The sequence below is a fragment of the Agromyces indicus genome, from assembly GCF_031432295.1.
Lineage (GTDB): Bacteria > Actinomycetota > Actinomycetes > Actinomycetales > Microbacteriaceae > Agromyces > Agromyces indicus.
The window spans coordinates 1,282,137-1,297,593 of the sequence record NZ_JAVKGS010000001.1; the positions used below are offsets into that span (position 1 = coordinate 1,282,137).

General features: G+C 72.8%; 15 protein-coding genes and 1 riboswitch. Of the genes, 7 read left to right on the plus strand and 8 right to left on the minus strand.

The window, feature by feature from the left end:
- The first annotated feature begins 73 nt into the window (after positions 1-73).
- Entirely contained in the window at positions 74-424 is a 351-nt protein-coding gene (locus RH861_RS06135) for a hypothetical protein (RefSeq protein ID WP_310520244.1), read from the plus strand.
- Positions 425-462: 38 nt separating this feature from the next.
- On the opposite strand, the gene RH861_RS06140 is transcribed toward RH861_RS06135, so the two are convergent.
- Together RH861_RS06140 and RH861_RS06145 are read right to left on the minus strand one after the other, a co-directional pair.
- Entirely contained in the window at positions 463-888 is a 426-nt protein-coding gene (locus RH861_RS06140; protein ID WP_310520245.1) for a four-helix bundle copper-binding protein, read from the minus strand.
- Positions 889-998: 110 nt separating this feature from the next.
- Positions 999-2,513 carry an MFS transporter gene (locus RH861_RS06145; protein WP_310520246.1) on the minus strand — a complete coding sequence of 505 codons (1,515 nt, stop codon included), beginning with the start codon at positions 2,511-2,513 and terminating at the stop codon, positions 999-1,001.
- 269 nt (positions 2,514-2,782) lie between these two features.
- Between RH861_RS06145 and RH861_RS06150 the strand changes: the two genes are divergently transcribed.
- The 3 genes from RH861_RS06150 to RH861_RS06160 are packed head-to-tail and all read left to right on the plus strand — an operon-like array spanning position 2,783 to position 6,390.
- Entirely contained in the window at positions 2,783-5,536 is a 2,754-nt protein-coding gene (locus RH861_RS06150; protein WP_310520247.1) for an AMP-binding protein, read from the plus strand.
- A 44-nt stretch (positions 5,537-5,580) separates the two neighbouring features.
- Entirely contained in the window at positions 5,581-6,012 is a 432-nt protein-coding gene (locus RH861_RS06155) for a DUF6325 family protein (RefSeq protein WP_310520248.1), read from the plus strand.
- Between the two features lie 51 nt (positions 6,013-6,063).
- A complete protein-coding gene (locus tag RH861_RS06160; protein WP_310520249.1) occupies positions 6,064-6,390 on the plus strand; it encodes an SHOCT domain-containing protein in 327 nt (108 codons plus the stop codon).
- Between the two features lie 39 nt (positions 6,391-6,429).
- On the opposite strand, the gene ribH is transcribed toward RH861_RS06160, so the two are convergent.
- From ribH to RH861_RS06190, 6 genes are all read right to left on the minus strand, one after another.
- Positions 6,430-6,900, minus strand: coding sequence for a 6,7-dimethyl-8-ribityllumazine synthase (ribH, locus tag RH861_RS06165; protein ID WP_067947972.1), 471 nt, complete (start codon positions 6,898-6,900; stop codon positions 6,430-6,432).
- Positions 6,897-8,201, minus strand: coding sequence for a GTP cyclohydrolase II (gene ribA, locus RH861_RS06170; protein WP_310520250.1), 1,305 nt, complete (start codon positions 8,199-8,201; stop codon positions 6,897-6,899). The genes ribH and ribA overlap by 4 nt, the downstream gene beginning before the upstream one ends.
- Entirely contained in the window at positions 8,198-8,854 is a 657-nt protein-coding gene (locus tag RH861_RS06175; protein ID WP_248598270.1) for a riboflavin synthase, read from the minus strand. The genes ribA and RH861_RS06175 overlap by 4 nt, the downstream gene beginning before the upstream one ends.
- Before the next feature lie 2 nt (positions 8,855-8,856).
- Positions 8,857-9,921 (minus strand): bifunctional diaminohydroxyphosphoribosylaminopyrimidine deaminase/5-amino-6-(5-phosphoribosylamino)uracil reductase RibD, encoded by a 1,065-nt coding sequence (gene ribD / locus RH861_RS06180; protein ID WP_310520251.1) that lies wholly within the window; start codon positions 9,919-9,921, stop codon positions 8,857-8,859.
- 70 nt (positions 9,922-9,991) lie between these two features.
- Positions 9,992-10,137, minus strand: a riboswitch (FMN riboswitch).
- 69 nt (positions 10,138-10,206) lie between these two features.
- A complete protein-coding gene (locus RH861_RS06185) occupies positions 10,207-11,346 on the minus strand; it encodes a hypothetical protein (protein WP_310520252.1) in 1,140 nt (379 codons plus the stop codon).
- A 69-nt stretch (positions 11,347-11,415) separates the two neighbouring features.
- Positions 11,416-12,441 (minus strand): sugar-binding transcriptional regulator, encoded by a 1,026-nt coding sequence (locus RH861_RS06190; protein ID WP_248598423.1) that lies wholly within the window; start codon positions 12,439-12,441, stop codon positions 11,416-11,418.
- 120 nt (positions 12,442-12,561) lie between these two features.
- Between RH861_RS06190 and RH861_RS06195 the strand changes: the two genes are divergently transcribed.
- The 3 genes from RH861_RS06195 to RH861_RS06205 all read left to right on the plus strand — a co-directional run.
- Positions 12,562-14,313: a glycerol-3-phosphate dehydrogenase/oxidase gene (locus RH861_RS06195; protein WP_310520253.1), complete on the plus strand. Its 1,752-nt coding sequence runs from the start codon at positions 12,562-12,564 to the stop codon at positions 14,311-14,313.
- A gap of 204 nt (positions 14,314-14,517) precedes the next feature.
- Complete coding sequence (locus tag RH861_RS06200; protein WP_374760959.1) at positions 14,518-15,228, plus strand: MIP/aquaporin family protein; 711 nt, start codon at positions 14,518-14,520, stop codon at positions 15,226-15,228.
- Between the two features lie 57 nt (positions 15,229-15,285).
- On the plus strand, positions 15,286-15,457 hold a 172-nt coding region (locus tag RH861_RS06205), incomplete at its 3' end, for an FGGY family carbohydrate kinase (RefSeq protein ID WP_310520286.1).

The following is a 15,457-nucleotide window of genomic DNA, read 5'->3' on the forward strand; positions in this document are numbered from 1 at the left end:
ACGGCTCACCGCGACATCCGCTCGGGCCGCGCGTATCGTCGCCTGCACGTCACCGAGCCGTGAGGAGCACGCCATGTCGACCCCGAAGCCGCACGCCGCCGCCGAGTCCCAGCCGGGCCTCGCGATGGGCATGCGCGGCTGCGTCGACGGCGAGGCCTGCTCGAGCCTCCGGCCCGGTCACGAACTGCACCCCATGCAGGAGCGGCTCTCGCGCATCGCCGCCAGCCGGTGGCTCGACGCGGTCGTCACCGCCGTGCATGCCGACGGCGTGGTCGAACTCGTGGACCTCGACGGCGGGACCCGTCGCGTCTGGCACCACGACGGGCTCCACCGACTGCTCGCGCCGGGCGACCCGGTCGCCTTCCACGAGGTCTACGACGTGCTCGCGCGCGGCGAGGACCGTTTCAGCGTCGCCGCGATCTGAGCACTGGCGGCCACGGGCCGGCCCGGCGCACCGGGTGATCAGCTCGCGGGCATCATCTCCCGCATCGAGCCCATCATCTTCTCCATGGCCGACACCGCCTGATCGCAGGCCATCGCGCACATGCGGCAGTGCTCGCTCATCTCGGCGTGCTTCGCGCACTCCTCCGAGCAGGCACGGCACATCATGACGCAGGTCTCCATCATCGACATCATGACCTGCATGTCGTAGCCGGTCGTGCGGAGCATCATTCGCATCATGGTGTCGCACACGTCGGCGCAGTTGGAGCACATGGCGGCGCACCGGCCCATGCCCTCGCCCGCGTCCGCGTCGGCGCACATGACGCACGCCTGCATGCACGCGGAGAGCGCCTCCATGGCCTCCTGCATCATCGACATGTCCATGTCCTTCATGGGCATGTCGGATCCCGACATGGCGCCCTTCATCATGTCCATCGTCATGTTCATCCGCGCACCTCGCCGTTCCGGGGGCCGGGCGTCGACATTGCCGGCTGCGGACCCGGCGACCCCTGTCGCGCGACATGGTACGCCGGGTACGGAACCGCCTGAAGGGGTTGCTACAGCGACGCGACCTCGGTCTCGCCCTCGGCGATGCGGCCCGTCGCCCGGTCGGCGCCGATGCCCGCGTCGTCGTAGTCGACGTCCTTGGTCTCCTTCGAGAGCAGCAGGGCGACGAGGGTGAGCACGCCCATCGTCGACAGGTAGATCCCGACCGGCCACGGCTGGCCGCCGGCCGCCGCCCAGAGCGCCACGGCGATGAGCGGCGCGACCGCGGCGCCGAGGATCGACGACACGTTGTACGCCACCGCCGAACCCGTGTAGCGCACGTTGGTCGGGAACAGCTCGGGCAGCAGGGCGCCCATCGGGCCGAACGTCGCCCCCATGAGGACGAAGCCGAAGACGAGGAACGCCTGCGCGAGCGCGCCGGTGAACTTCGGGTCGAGCTGCGGCATGAGGAACAGGTTGAACGTCAGCCCGAACACGATGATCGCCACGGTGACCCAGATGAGCAGGCGGCGGCGGCCGATCGCGTCGGCGATCGGGCCCGAGAGCAGCGTGAAGATGCCGAAGAACACGACGCCGATGATCTGCATGGTCACGAAGTCCGCATACGCGAACCCGAGGCCGGGGTAGAACTGCGCGGCGAACGCGTTCGCGTCGAACTCGGCGCCGGATGCCGCGGCCGCGGCTTCGGCGGCGGCCGACGCGGTCTCGAGGTCGGCCGCCTTCGTGCCGTACGAGAGCGTGAAGTTCGTCATCAGGTAGAAGAGCACGTAGGTGGCCAGCATGATGAACGTGCCGAGGATGAGCTCGCGCCAGTTGTGGCGGAACGCGGCACCCAGCGGGAGCTTGCGGATCGTGCCCTTCTCGGCGGCCTTCGTGAACGCGCTGGACTCGACCAGCTTCAGGCGGACCCAGAGCCCGACGACCACCATGACGGCCGAGAAGAGGAACGGCACGCGCCATCCCCACTCGAAGAACCACTCGCGCGACGGCGCGAGGAGGTTGATGGCGAGGAACACCCCGTTGGCGATGATGAAGCCGAGCGGCGCCCCGAGCTGCGGGAAGGTGCCGTACCAGGCGCGCTTGCCCTTCGGGGCGTTCTCGGTCGCGACCAGGGCCGCGCCCGACCACTCGCCGCCGAGGGCGAAGCCCTGCGCCAGGCGCATGATGAGCAGCAGCAGGGCCGCCCACCAGCCGATCTGGTCGTACGTCGGCAGCAGGCCGATGAGGAACGTCGCGATACCCATCGTGAACAGGGACGCCACGAGCGTGGCCTTGCGCCCGTGCTTGTCGCCGAAGTGGCCGAAGACGATCGCACCGACCGGTCGGGCGACCATCGCGGCGCCGAAGACGGCGAACGACGCCAGCAGCGCCGTGGTGTCGTCGCCGGTCGGGAAGAACAGGATCGGGAACACGAGCACGGCCGCGGTGGCGTACGCGTAGAAGTCGTAGAACTCGATGGTGGTGCCGACGAGGCTCGCGAGGATGACGCGGCCGCGCGAGTTCGCGGGCGCGGCGGGCGTGGCCGGGGCGGTCGGGTTCGGGTCGGTCGAGGAGGTTGCGGTCATGGCAGGGCGGGACTCCGGTGCGTGCGTGGGCCGGGGCGGGGGGCCGGGATGGGGCGCGACCCGCCGGGTGAAGGTGGAACCGCTGCTTGTGGCAACCTGCTCACCTTACGCGGCGGCCGCGGCGCCGGCGAGCCGGACGCGACGAGCGGATCGTGGTGTGCGACGAACGGCGACGTCGGCGATTTCGACGCACGACGGATGTCACGTAAGGTAAGCCTTACCTGATCTTGCCGGGGCGGTCCCGGCACCCCTCCCACGAACGGCCACACGTGCGCACGACCCTGACCCGGACCGAGCCCCACGCGCTCGACCTGCTCGGCGGCGACCCCGGCGCACCCGCACTCGTCACGCCCGCGGCATCCGTCGACTACGCCGAGCTCGCCGACCGCGTCGCCGCCCGCCGGGCGGAACTCGGCACCGGCCGACGCCTCGTCTTCCTCGCCGGCTCGAACACCGTCGAGACCGTCGTGACGTACCTCGCCGCGCTCGCGGGCGGTCACCCGCTGCTCTTCACGCAACCGGACGCCGCGGGCGGATCGGCGCTCGAGGACCTCGTCGCGCGGTACGCACCCGATGTCGTCGTGCGGGTCGGCGCGGACGACGAGGTCGAGCTCGACCGGCTCCGCGACGAGAGCCGGCACGTGTTCCACCGCGACCTCGCGCTGCTCGCGAGCACGTCGGGATCGACCGGCTCGCCGAAGCTCGTGCGCCTCTCGCAGGGCAACGTGCTCGCCAATGCCCGCGCGATCGCCGACTACCTGCAGCTGACGCCGGAGGACCGTGCGGCGACGACCCTGCCGCTGCACTACTGCTACGGACTCTCGGTCGTGAACAGCCACCTCGTCGCAGGCGGGAGCCTGCTGCTCACCGACCGCTCGGTCGTCGAACCGACGTTCTGGGTCGAGTTCGACGCGCACGAGGCCACCTCGATCGCAGGGGTGCCGTACACCTACGAACTGCTCGAGGCGACCGACTTCGCGCAGCGACCGCACCCGTCGCTCCGGTACGTCACCCAGGCCGGCGGGCGCATGGACCCCGAGCGCGTGCGCGGGCTCGCGCGGCTCGGCCGGGAGCGCGGGTTCGAGGTCGTCGTGATGTACGGCCAGACCGAGGCGACGGCGCGCATGGCGTACCTGCCGGCCGAGCTGGCCGAGACCGCGGCCGGCGCGATCGGCGTGCCCATCCCGGGCGGCTCGTTCCGCATCGACGAGCGCCTCGGCGGCGCACCCGGCGAGGGCGAACTCGTCTACACCGGGCCGAACGTGATGATGGGCTACGCCGAGACGGCCGCCGACCTCGGGCGCGGAGCCGAAGTCGACGAGCTGCGGACGGGCGACCTCGCGCGCCGCCGCGACGACGGGCTCTACGAGATCACCGGCCGCCTCAGCAGGTTCGTGAAGGCGTTCGGACTGCGGCTCGACCTCGACCTCATCGAGCGACGCCTCGCCGAGGCCGGCGTCGAGGCGCGCGTGGTGGGCGTCGACGAGCACCTCGCCGTGTTCGTCCGCGGGGAGCGCACGGTGGCGCGGGCCCGCGACGCTGCCGCGCGGATCACCGGCCTGCCCGCGCACGGCTTCGACGTGCACGCCATCGCCGAGTTCCCGCGCACGCCGAACGGCAAGCCGGACCACGCCGCGCTCCGGGCGCACGCGCGCCTGCTGCGAGCGACGGATGCCGCTGATGCCGCCGCCGTGCCCGCCGGCGCGACCACCGCCGAGGATCTGCGCGACCTCTACGCCGAGCTGCTCGGCCGGCCTGACGCCACGGCGGACGACAGCTTCACCAGCCTCGACGGCGACTCGCTCAACTACGTCGAGCTCGCCCTGCGACTCGAGTCGCGCCTCGGGGCGCTGCCGACGGACTGGCCGAGTCGCAGCATCGCCGAACTCGCCGGAGCCCGGGCGCCCGCCGATGTCGCCGCCGACGCCGCCAGGACCCCCTCACCGTCCGCCGCAGCGGTCGACGCAGGGGCACCGACCGTCGCGGGGCGGGAGGCGACGCGACCGGCACGACGGAGCCCCGGCCGGATCGACCGTCCGGGGCCGGCACGCCGCCGCATCGCCCACGTCGAGACCTCCGTGGTCCTGCGCGCCGTCGCGATCGTGCTCATCGTCGCGACGCACGCCGACGTCATCCAGCTCCAGGGCGGCGCCCACCTGCTGCTCGCCGTCGCCGGCTTCAACCTCGCCCGCTTCCGGCTCACGCCCGGGCGGTTCGGCGGCGAGGCCGGAGCAGCCGGCACCCGGGCGGCCCGGATGCGGCGCGTCGGCGGCCTCCTCCGGAGCGCCCGATCGATCGCCGTGCCGGCCGTGCTCTGGCTCGGCGGGGTCGCGCTCATCGCCGGCACGTACGACCCGGCGACGGTGCTCCTGTCGAACTGGCTCGCCGGAGCCGACGGCGGATGGAGCGACCAGTGGCACCTCTGGTTCCTCGAGGCGCTCGTCTGGGCGATCCTCGCGGTCGCGGCGATCATGGCCGTGCCGCGGCTGGATGCGCTCGAGCGTCGGCGCCCGGTCGCCTTCGCCGCGGTCGTCCTCACGGCCGCGCTCGCGCTCCGGTACGCGGCATCCGGCGGTCTCACCACGCCGTCGCCGGTGCACTACGCGCTGCCCGGGGTCGCCTGGCTCATCGCGCTCGGCTGGTTCATCGCGCGAGCGACGACCACGCGACGTCGGGTGGCCGCGAGCGCCATCGCGCTCGTGACCGTGCCCGGCTTCTTCGGCGATCCGGTCCGGGAGGCCGTCGTGCTCGTGGGTCTCGGCCTGCTCGTCTGGGTCACGAGCCTGCCGGTCCCGGTCCGCCTCGCCGCGGGCCTCGGCACCGTGGCATCCGCCTCGATGTTCGTCTACCTGACCCACTGGCAGGTGTACCCGCCGATCGAGGAGGTGTCGCCGCCGCTCGCGATCGTCGCGTCGTTCGCGGTGGGCATCGCCGCCTGGTGGGCCTGGAACCGGGCGAGCGGATGGCTCGCCTCCGCCCGGGTGGGACTTTCGGCACATCGGCAGCGCTCCACCCGGGATTGAATCGTGATCGCGCGCACGCGCGACATCCGGGGGCAGGGGGAACCATGGCCGAATTGGAGTACGGGCCGGTCGACATCTACGTCGTGAGCTTCGAGGGGGATCGTCCGGACGACGCGACGCTGTCGGCGCTCGGCGAGCTGATGCTGGGCGACGAGATCCGGTTGCTCGACCTGCTCATCGTCGCGCGCGGCGATGACGGCACGGTCACCGTCCGCGAGTACGAGGAGTTCCGCGACGACTTCGGGTTCACGATCGTCGAGCTCGAGGCCTCCGGCGTGATCGGCGACGAGGACATCGACGAGCTCGCCGAGGCGATCCCGCCCGGCACGGCGGGAGCCGTCATGGCGATCGAACTGCTGTGGGCGAAGCGGCTCGCCACCGCCTTCGCCGCATCCGGCGGCGAGGTGCTCCAGGTCGAGCGCATCCCGGCGACCGTCGTCAACGAGGTGTTCGCCGCAGCGGCGAACGTGGAATAGGGGAGGACCGTCATGCCACTCGGCAGGGGAGGCCGACCGGGACTGATCGGCATGGCCGCACGGACGGCCGTGGTCGCAGGCACCGCGACCGCGGTGAGCGGCAACGTCGCCCGTCGGCAGCAGCAGCGCTACGCGAACCAGCAGGCCGAGCAGCAGGCGGCGGCGCAGCAGCAGTGGGAGGCCGAGCAGTACCAGGCCCAGCAGGCGGCGGCTGCGCCGCAGTACGCGCCTCCGCCGGCGGCTGCGCCATCGGCGGCTGCGTCCGCGCAGGGCGGCGTCGACGTGGTCGCCGAACTGCAGAAGCTCGCCGCGCTGAAGCAGCAGGGGATCCTGGACGACGCCGAGTTCGCGGCGGCGAAGGCGAAGCTGCTCGCGTGACGACCTGACCGGCCGGCGCCGCTCGTCTCCGCCGGCTGATCAGGCGCGCAGCGCCTGCAGCGCCTTCGCGGTCACGATCGCGGCCTCCGCGGCCTCGCGGCCCTTGTCCTCCTTGGACCCGGGCAGGCCGGCCCGGTCGAGGCCCTGCTGCTCGTCGTCGAGGGTCAGCACGCCGAAGCCGACGGGCTTGCCCGTGTCGAGGGCGACGCGCGTGAGCCCGTCGGTCGCGGCCGACGACACGTACTCGAAGTGCGGCGTGCCGCCCCGGATGATCACCCCGAGCGCCACGACCGCGTCGGCGCCCGCCTCGAGGGCAGCCTTCGACACGACGGGCAGCTCGAAGCTGCCGGGGACCCGGACGAGCTCGAACTCGGCGCCGGCGCGCTCGAGGGTGCCCGTCGCGCCCGCGATGAGCCCGTCGGTGATCTCGTCGTGCCAGCTGCCCGCCACGACGACGACCCTCAGGCCGCGGCCGTCGACGTCGAGTTCGGGGGATCCGGCTCCGCTCATGATGCGTGTCCTCTCAGCAGTGCGTCCGCGGCCGCCTCGGTGAGCAGGCCGTCGTCGATCGAGTGTCCCATGCGGGTGCGCTTGGTCTCGAGGTAGCCCGCGTTGACCGCTCCGACGCCCACGACGAGCGGCAGGCGGTCGGCGACGCGGATGCCGTGGGCCTCGAGCTGGCGGACCTTCTCCGGGTTGTTCGTGAGCAGGCGCACCTGCTCGACCCCGAGGTCGTCGAGGATCGCGCTCGCGGCGCTGAAGTCGCGCGCGTCGATCGGCAGTCCGAGGGCCAGGTTGGCGTCGAGGGTGTCGAGTCCGCCCTCCTGCAGCCGGTAGGCGCGGAGCTTGTTGATGAGCCCGATGCCGCGCCCCTCGTGACCGCGCAGGTAGACGACGACGCCGCCGTGCTCGGCGATCGTGGCGAGGGCGGTGTCGAGCTGAGGGCCGCACTCGCACTTGAGCGAGCCGATCGCCTCGCCCGTCAGGCATTCCGAGTGCACGCGCGCGATGGCGCCCGCAGGGTCGGCGGTGGGGTCGCCCGCGATGATCGCCAGGTGGTCCGCTCCCGTGCTGCGGTCGCGGTAGGCGCGGACCCGGAAGGTGCCGTGCACGGTCGGCAGGTTCGTCTCGACCTCGAACTGCACGCGCGGCGACTCCGCGATCGGCTCGGGCGCCTCGCCGGCGGCGAGGTCCTGGCCGTCGTGGTGCTCGCGGAGCCAGGCGATGAGCGCCTCCACCGTCGTGACCGGCAGGCCCTCCTGCTCGGCGAACGCGATCAGCCGCGGCAGGCGCATCATCTCGCCGTCGTCGTCGACGAGCTCGCCGATCACGCCCACGGGGGAGAGGCCCGCGAGGCGCATGAGGTCCACCGCGGCCTCGGTGTGGCCCGCGCGCTCGCGGACCCCGCCGTCGACCGCGCGGAGCGGCAGGATGTGCCCCGGACGGATGAGCCGTTCGGGCGTGGCGTCCGGGTCGGCGAGGATCCGCAGCGTGTGGGCCCGGTCGGACGCCGAGATGCCCGTGGAGATGCGGTCGGCCGCGTCGACGGAGACCGTGTAGGCGGTGCCGCGCACGTCCTCGTTGCGCTCGACCATCAGCGGCAGGCCGAGGCGGTCGGCGAACGCGTTCGGCATGGGCGCGCACAGGTAGCCGCTCGTGTGGCGCACCATCCAGGCGATCCACTCCTGCGTCGCGAACTCCGCGGCCATGATCGCGTCGCCCTCGTTCTCGCGGCCCTCGTCGTCGGCCACGATCACGGGCTTGCCGGCGCGCAGGGCCTCAAGGACCTCGGGCATCGTCGCGAGGCTCATCGGACGCCTCCGATCGACGGCTCGGCGAGCGAGGACGGCAACGCCCGGTGCGCATCGAGCCGCAGCATCCGCTGCACGTGGCGTGCGAGCACGTCGGTCTCGAGGTTCACCCGGTCGCCCGCCTCGAGTCGGCCGAGCGTGGTCGCCGCGAGCGTCTCGGGGATGAGGGACACCTCGAACCAGGAGCCGTCGGGCTCGTCGCCGAGCGCGCTGACCGTCAGCGAGACGCCGTCGACCGCGATGGATCCCTTGTCGACGACGAGTGCGGCGAGCGCGTCGGGCAGCGAGAAGCGGATGACGCGCCACTCGTCGCCCGGGCGCACCTCGAGCACCTCGGCGGTGCCGTCGACGTGCCCCTGGACGATGTGGCCGCCGAGCCGGTCGCCGACGAGCGCGGCCCGCTCGAGGTTCACCGGTCGCCCCTCGGCGACGTCGTCGAGCGTCGACATGCGGAGCGTCTGGGCCATGACGTCGGCGGTGAACGACTCCGCGTCGGCGTCGACCACGGTGAGGCACACGCCCGACACCGCGATGGAGTCGCCGTGGCGGACGCCCTCGACGACCTTGGGGCCGCGGACCGTGAGCCGCACGACGTCGGCGTGCGGTTCGACGCGCGCGACGCTGCCGAGCTCCTCGATGATTCCGGTGAACATGCTCAGGCCTTCTCTCGGGTGGATGGGTCGGGGTGCGCCGCCGTGCGCGGCCGGGCGACGACGAGCAGGTCGTCGCCGAGGCGCACGAGGTCGGCGAAGTCGTAGCGGAGGGTGTCGGCGATGGTCGTCACGCCGACGTCGGCGACGGCGGTCCTGGGGCCGCCGATCACCGCGGGGGCGAGGTACACGAGCAGTTCGTCGGCGAGTCCGGCCGCGAGGAACGCGCTCGCGAGCGTGGGTCCGCCCTCGATGAAGAGCGAACGGATACCGCGCCGCTGGAGCTCCGCGAGGTCGGCGACGAGGTCGTCGCCCGTGAACCGCAGCAGGTCGTGCGGATGCCGCTCGAGGGCCGCCCCGGCGGGGACCTCGCGTCGGCCGAAGACGACCGGGACGGGCTGGGCGTCGAGCAGCGAGCCGTCGGCGTCGCGGGCGGTGAGCGACGGGTCGTCGGCGAGGACGGTGCCCGTGCCGACCGCGATGGCGTCGGCGGCGGTGCGGCGCCGGTGGACGTCGGCCCGGGCCTCCGGACCGGTGATCCAGCGGCTCGATCCGTCGGGCGCGGCCACGCGGCCGTCGAGGCTCGACGCCCACTTCACGGTGATGCGCGGTCGGCGGTGCCGGGCGGCGAAGAGCCAGTCGTCGAGGAACGCCTCGACCTCGTCGGCGAGCAGGCCGGCCTCGGTCTCGATGCCCGCGTCGCGGAGCGTGCGGGCGCCGCCCGCCGAGTGGTCGCCGGGGTCGTCGACGGCGTAGACGACGCGCGCGACGCCCGCCGCGATGAGCGCCTGGGCGCACGGGCCGGTGCGGCCGGTGTGGTTGCAGGGTTCGAGCGTCACGACCGCGGTCGTCCCGCGGGCGCCGTCGGGGCCGAGCCGTTCGAGCGCGTCGACCTCCGCGTGCGGGGTTCCGGCGCCGCGGTGCCACCCCTCGGCGAGGGGACGGCCGTCGGGGGAGAGGATGACGCAGCCGACGCGGGGGTTCACCCCTCGGGCCGGGCCGCGCTCGGCGAGTTCGAGCGCCCGGCGCATCGCCGCGGCATCCGTCGCCGCTCGCGTGGCCGTGGACATCGGGTGCCTGCCTTCCAGGCTCCGGGGGTCCCGACGACGCGGGAAACGCCGGCGACGCGCTGCGTCGCCGACCCGTGCCGCCTCCCATCCGGACTTTCACCGTCGGTACCGGAGTTCCACCGGTTCAACCGTTCGCGCGCGGCCGGACGGCCACGCGCTCCCGGCTCGCGGACTATCACCGCCGGTTCGGACTTGCACCGACCCCGGAGCACGTTTCGATTCGATTCTAGGTCAACGCCGGAGGGCGCCCGGTATTCCCGGGCTCGCACGCCCCGCGCGCGACGGTCAGCGGCAGGCCGCCGCCGCGGCGATCTGCGCGTCGCTCGGCCGTCCGTACGCCTCGATGCCCGATCCGGGCACGTCGTAGCCCATGCCGATCGCCCAGGCCGTGGCCCACGCCTCGTGGTCGCCGGAGAACTCGGGCCCCGCGAAGATCGCATGGCAGGCCTCGCGCAGCACCTGCGTGTGGCCGACCTCGTGCACGACCACCGCCTTGGCGTTCTCGTCCCACGACCAGGCGTCCTCGATGCTCTCGCTGAGCGAGACGAGGCCCCAGCCGTCGCCGTCGTCGAAGAACTCGGCGGTGCCCGAGTACCAGCCGTCGCTCGAGTAGCCGCCGACGACGTAGTCCCAGGCGAAGTCGATCTCGACCCCGAACGAGATCGACCGCGCGAAGGCCTCGATCTCGGCGCGCACCGGGAACGACCGGCGCCGCTCCTCCTCGGCCTGGTGCGAGGAGCGGACGGCGGCGACGCTCGTGGCGAGGTCGGTGAGCCGCACGGTCGTGCCCGAGCCGCCCGACGCGTCGTCGAGGGCGGCCTGCAGGGCGGCGCGCGTGCGGTAGGTGGCCGAGGGGCTCGCGGCGAGGACGGACGCCGCCGCCTCCTCGGCACCCGTCATCAACGCGTCCGCGGCATCCGACACCGTTCGGACGGCGCCCGCGACGCGCTCGGTCGATGCCTCGATGCGCTCGGACGCCGCGACGCGCTCGGGGATGAGCTCGACGAGTTCCCACAGGTCGCCGTACCGGTCCCACGCGGGCGCGAGTTCGGACGGCGCCGTGAGCGAGGCGATCGTGGCCGCCCCCGCCGGACGGTCGGCGACGACCTCGGCCGCCTCGGCGACCGCGGTCTGGAGCGCCGTCCGATGCTCCTCGCTCACGAGGTCGCCGGCCGCCACCTCGAGGAGCCGCTCCGCGCGGGCCAGCACGGCCTCGCCGTGGTCGACGGCGGCGCCGTGGTCGACGGTGGCCTCGTCGTACCGCCCGTCGGCGGCCGACCACTGCGGCCAGACCTGGGCGTGGGCGAGGGACGAGCCCACCTGGTGCCCGGTGAGGGCGACCGCGATGACCGCGGCGACGGCCGCGGCGGCTCGGATGCCGGCGGAGCGACGCCCTCGGGCGGGGGTGGCGTCGGACGGGTGCATGGGGTCCTCTCGTGCGCGGCCGTCCGGGGCCGCGAGCCTCACGCTACCGGTCGGAATCCCGGTCGTGGATCACGATTGCGTCGCGTCGCCGGATGTCGTCGGCGCGGTCTCGATGAGCCCGCGCGCGGTGCCCTCGTCGACGATGAGGTCGGTCACCAGTCCGGCGGCCAACGCGCCCCTCAGGCTCGGCAGCTTCGCGGCACCCGCCACCACGCAGATGCGACGCGGCGCACGGCGCAGCACCGCGAAGTCGGGCCCGGTCGCGCGCGCGTTGAGGGCGATGCCGTCGGTCGAGCCGTCGGCCCGGTAGAAGACGGTGGCGACATCGCCGACCACGCCGTCGCGGCTGAGCGCCTCGTAGTCGGTGCGCTCGAGGTAGCCGCCCTGGTAGACGTGGCTCGGCACCTCGGCGAAGGGGGAGCCGACGCCGAAGATCGCGACGTCCATCGCGGCCTGCAGGTCGAGCAGGCGCCGGGTGCTGCGCTCGCGCCAGAACGCCTCCTTGGTCGCCGGGTCGTCGAAGAACGCCGGCACCGGGAACTGCTGGACCCGCGCGCCGAACGCGTCGCCGAACCGGCGCAGCAGTTCGGAGGCGTAGAGGATGCCGGTGGTGCGGAGGTTGCCCGCGCCGTTGAGCTGGACGACCTCCGAGTTGTGGGTCGCCTTCGGCGCGAGGTGCCGGCTCATGGCGCTCATCGTCGAGCCCCAGGCGATGCCGATGGTCTGGTTCGAGTCGATGAACCGGTTGAGAATCCGTGCAGCCGTGAGGGCCACGCGCTCGAGGCGGTCGACGTCGCTCGCGTGGTCGGGCACGGGCACGACGTGCGCGGACACCTCGTGGCGCTCGAGGATCTCCTGCTCCAGGCGGCTCGGCAGGTCGAGGGGCGAGTGGATCGAGATCTCGACGAGTCCCGTCGCGCGGGCGTGGCTGAGCAGGCGCGACACCGAGGATCTCGAGGTGTGCAGCTCCTTCGCGATGGCGTCCATCGTGAGGTCCTGCAGGTAGTAGAGGTGGGCGGCGCGCAGCGCGTCGCGGGTCTTGCCGTCGGGCAGCGCGCCGTCGAGCGCGGGCCCCGTGGCATCCGTCACCGTCATCGGGACTCCCTTGCACGTTTGTTCATTCCGGTTGCAAGCATGTGCGCGTGTGCACACGATGTATTCATCCACAGCCGGGCACCCACCGCAACCCGGCGTGACCAGCTCGAAAGGACAGCGATGTCGCCCACCACGTCGCCGACGACGCCCCGCTCCACGCCCGCCCGCCGCCCGCGCGCCGAGATCGCCGAGCTCCGCGCCCGGCCGACCGCCGAGGTCGTCATCGTCGGCGGCGGCATCAACGGCATCGCCACGTTCCGCGACCTCGCACTGCAGGGCGTCGACGTCGTGCTCGTCGAGCGCGACGACTTCGTCTCGGGCGCATCGGCCGCCTCGAGCCACATGATCCACGGCGGCATCCGCTACCTCGAGAACGGCGAATTCCGGCTCGTGCAGGAGTCGGTGCAGGAGCGCAACGGCCTGCTGCGGATCGCCCCGCACTACGTGAAGCCGCTTCGCACGACCGTGCCGATCTTCTCGACCTTCTCCGGCATCCTCTCGGCGCCCCTGCGGTTCCTCACCCACCGGCAGGGCGCGCCCACCGAGCGCGGGGCGGCCCTCATCAAGGCCGGCCTCACGATCTACGACGCGTTCTCGCGCGACGGCGGCAGCGTGCCGCGCCACCGGTTCCTCGGCCGGAAGCGGTCGCTCGCGGAGCTGCCCGCCCTGAACCCCGCGTTGAAGTACACCGCGACCTACTACGACGCCAGCATGCACGACCCGGAGCGGCTCGCCCTCGACGTGCTGCACGACGGCCTCGCCGCCGGGACGCACGCGCGTGCGGCGAACCACCTCGAGGCCGTCGGCTTCGGCCCGGCCGGCGTGCGCGTGCGCGACGGCGTCACGGGCGACGAGTTCGACCTCGCCGCCGATGTGGTGGTCAACACGTCCGGTCCCTGGACCGACCTCACGAACGCGCAGCTCGGCCGCGAGACCCGCTTCATGGGCGGCACCAAGGGGTCGCACATCGTGGTCGACCACCCCGAGCTGCTCGAGGCCACGGGCGGCCGCGAGATCTTTTTCGAGCACGAGGACGGCCGCATCGTCCTGATCTACCCGCTGAAGGGCCGCGTCATGGTCGGCACGACCGACCTCGAGCACGACATGCGCGAGCCCGCGGTCTGCACCGAGGAGGAGGTCGACTACTTCTTCGACCTCGTCGCGCACGTTTTCCCAGGCATCCGCGTCGACCGGTCGCAGATCGTCTACCGCTTCTCGGGCGTCCGTCCGCTGCCGCGCCACGACGACACGAACCCCGGCTTCGTCAGCCGCGATTACCGCATCGAGCGAGCGGATGTCGCGGAGCGACCGGGCACGACCCTGCTGAGCCTCGTCGGCGGCAAGTGGACCACCTTCCGCGCGCTCGCCGAGCACCTCGCGGACGAGGTGCTCGGGCTCATCGGCCGCACCCGGGTGCGGTCCACCCGGGGCCTGCCGATCGGGGGCGGCGCCGGGTACCCCACGACGGATGACGCGCGGCTGGTCTGGATCGCCGGGCACGGCGACGGCGTCGGACGGGAGCGCGCCGAGCAGCTGCTCGAGCGCTACGGCACGCGCGCCGCCGCACTCATCGCCGCGGTCGAGGACGGCCCCGAGACGCCGCTCGTCGGCCACGACGGGTACAGCCGCGAGGAGATCGCCTGGATCACCCGCCACGAGCGCGTCGTGCACCTGGCCGACGTGGTGTTCCGCCGGACGAGCCTCGCCTTCACCGGCGCCCTGACGCCGGCGCTGCTCGACGAACTGGCCGACGTCGTCGGCGGGGTACTCGGTTGGGACGAGGGAACGCACCGGGCCGAGGTCGAGGCCACGCGGAGCGTGCTCGCCGAACGGCACGGCGTGCACCTCGCCGAGCCGTCGCTGGTCGAGTAGCGCGCCGGAGGCGCAGGTCTCGAACTTGCACAGACGTGCACGTCGGACCGCCCGTTCCGGGCGGCTCCGGCGGGTACGTTTCATCGGGGCCGAGCGGCCCCGCCCCCGGAACCGGCCACCGACGGCGGTGGTCCGGATGAACGAAAGAAGGTCAACGTGGACAATCTCGGTGTCGTGTTCCTCTCGGAACTCATCGGCACGGCCATGCTGCTGCTCCTCGGCTGCGGCGTGGTCGCCAACGTCGCCCTGGCGAAGACGAAGGGCTTCGCCGGCGGCTTCCTCATGGTCAACTTCGGCTGGGGACTCGCGGTCTTCGCGGGTGTCGTCGTCGCCTACGCCTCGGGTGCGCACCTCAACCCGGCGGTGACGCTCGGCCTCGTCGCGAACGGTGTCGGCGAGTTCGGACAGGGCGTCCCCGTGGACGTGCTCTCGGTCGTCACCTACATCGGCGCGCAGCTTATCGGCGCCTTCCTCGGCGCGACCGGTGCCTGGCTCGCCTACAAGCAGCACTTCGACGACGAGCCGGAGCCCGCCACCAAGCTCGGCGTGTTCTCGACCGGCCCGGCGATCCGCTCCTACGGCTGGAACCTCGCGACCGAGATCATCGGCACGTTCGTCCTCGTGTTCGTCGTGATCGGGTTCGGCCGCAACGGCGACGCCTCGGGCCTCGCGGCCCTCGGCGCCCTGCCCGTGGCGCTGCTGGTCGTCGGCATCGGCGCCTCGCTCGGTGGCCCGACCGGGTATGCGATCAACCCGGCTCGCGACCTCGGCCCGCGCATCGCCCACGCGGTGCTGCCCATCAAGGGCAAGGGCGGCTCGGACTGGGCCTACTCGTGGGTGCCCGTCGTGGGCCCCATCATCGGCGGCGTCCTCGCGGGTCTCGCCGCGATCCCGCTGCTCCCGCTGCTCGGCTGACCCCGCGGCATCCGCTCACCCCCTCACCCAACCCCCTGAACACGATGGAGTCCTCAGATGGCTGACCACATCCTCGCGATCGACCAGGGCACGACCTCGTCGCGCGCGATCATCTTCGACAAGTCCGGTTCGATCGTCTCGACCGGCCAGCTCGAGCACGAGCAGATCTTCCCGAAGGCCGGCTGGGTCGAGCACGACCCGATGGAGATCTGGCGGAACACCCGCGAGG